Origin of the sequence: Bacillus sp. TL12, from assembly GCF_022625245.1 — a bacterium.
Classification (GTDB): Bacteria; Bacillota; Bacilli; order Bacillales; family Bacillaceae_G; genus Bacillus_A.
In genome coordinates this window covers 1-1,912 of sequence record NZ_JAJJBY010000134.1, presented here as the reverse complement: position 1 = coordinate 1,912, position 1,912 = coordinate 1, and the positions used below count along the sequence as shown (strand labels likewise).

The 1,912-nt window shown below is 33.5% G+C and carries 2 pseudogenes; both read left to right on the top strand.

Annotation, left to right across the window (positions count from 1 at the left end):
* Positions 1–224 precede the first annotated feature (224 nt).
* Positions 225–1,169 (top strand): annotated as a pseudogene (locus tag LOK41_RS27985) (metal ABC transporter substrate-binding protein); the annotation flags it as partial.
* Positions 1,170–1,196: 27 nt separating this feature from the next.
* Positions 1,197–1,826, top strand: a pseudogene (locus LOK41_RS27980) (ZinT family metal-binding protein); the annotation flags it as partial.
* Between the last annotated feature and the right edge of the window lie 86 nt (positions 1,827–1,912).

The following is a 1,912-nucleotide window of genomic DNA, read 5'->3' as shown; positions in this document are numbered from 1 at the left end:
CTAATCTACCATTGAACAGTCTATACAGGTTCCTATGCCTCTATCAAATGATTTTTGCACCAGAACCATAAATCGTAATGATTATTATTTATTGTGAATTTCGAAAAGATGTATTATACTAGGTTCTTAAACTAAAACGTAATCATTACGTTTTGTGTTGAAAAGATATTTTCTTCATAGAATTGGAGGAAATAAACTTGTAAAAAAGAAAAGAGGAGAATTTCATGCCAAAAAAATTAACTATGTTTTCATTCCTACTTATTTTCACTTTAATTTTTGCTGGATGTTCTAATAAAAAAGAAGGTGCAGTAAAAAAAGATGAGAAACTTTCTGTTTATACAACTATTTTCCCACTTGCTGATTTCGCAAAAAAAATCGGTGGTGACTATATAACGGTTAAAGCAATCTATCCACCTGGTGCAGATTCTCATACATTTGAACCAAGCCAAAAACAAACAGTGAAAGTTGCAAAAGCCGATTTATTCATTTATAACGGTGCAGAATTAGAACCGTTTGCTGAAAAAATGGAAAAAACATTACAAAAAGAAAATGTTAAAATTGTAAATGCATCAAAAGGCATCGAACTGCGTGCCGCAACCGAAGATGAACATCATGATCATGGAGATGGACATAAAGAAGATGAACATCATCACGATAAAGACCCACACGTGTGGTTAGATCCTATACTAGCGATGAAACAAGCTGAAAAAATCAAAAATGCTCTTGTAGAATTACAGCCTGATCATAAACAAGAATTCGAAAAGAATTTTGCAGCACTTCAAACTAAATTTACAGATTTAGACGATCGATTTAAAGCTGCTGTAGCAAATGCAAAAACGAAAGAAACTTTAGTTTCTCATGCAGCCTATGGTTACTGGGAACAACGCTATGGTTTAAAACAAATTCCTATCGCTGGGATTTCAGCTTCTGATGAACCATCTCAAAAAGAGCTTGGTGAAATTACAAAAACAGTTAAAGAACACGGGTTAAAATACATCTTATTCGAAACGTTTTCTACTCCAAAAGTAGCATCAGTTATTCAGAAAGAAACTGGTACAAAAGTTTTACGCTTAAATCACCTTGCTACTATTTCTGAAGACGATGCGAAGAATAATAAAGATTACTTCACTTTAATGGAAGAAAACGTGAATACTTTAAAGGAAGCAACACAATTTGCATTAGTTGCAGAAAAACCTTCTGAAAAGCAAGAGCAAACAACTGAAAGTCATACACATGAAAATGAACACGATCACAGTCATAATCATAGTCATGCTCATGATAAAGCAACAGAAAGAATTTATGAAGGATATTTTGAAGACAACCAAGTGAAGGATCGACCACTCTCCGATTGGAAAGGAGACTGGCAATCGGTATATCCATATTTACAAGATGGAACGCTTGATGAGGTATTTGCTTACAAAGCGAAACATAAAGGTAAAATGTCAGCCAAAGAATATAAGGAGTATTATAATGAAGGATATCAAACAGATGTGAACCGTATCGTGATTCAAGGAGATACTGTAACATTCTACAAAAACAAAGAAGAATATTCTGGTAAGTATATCTATGATGGGTACAAAATTTTGACATATGATGCAGGGAATAGAGGTGTAAGATACATATTTAAACTAGCAGAAAAAACAGAAGGAGTTCCTCAGTATATTCAATTCAGTGATCATGGTATTTATCCGAATAAAGCTGGTCACTACCACTTGTATTGGGGTGACAATCGTGAAGCTTTATTCGATGAAATCATACACTGGCCTACCTACTACCCATCGGATATGAATGGACATGATATTGCGCACGAGATGATGGCGCATTAAATTAGGATTCACGATAATTATTTCTTTGAACAATATATAAAATTCAAAGGTTATCAATCTAGAATTATATGGTTTAATACTTAAAA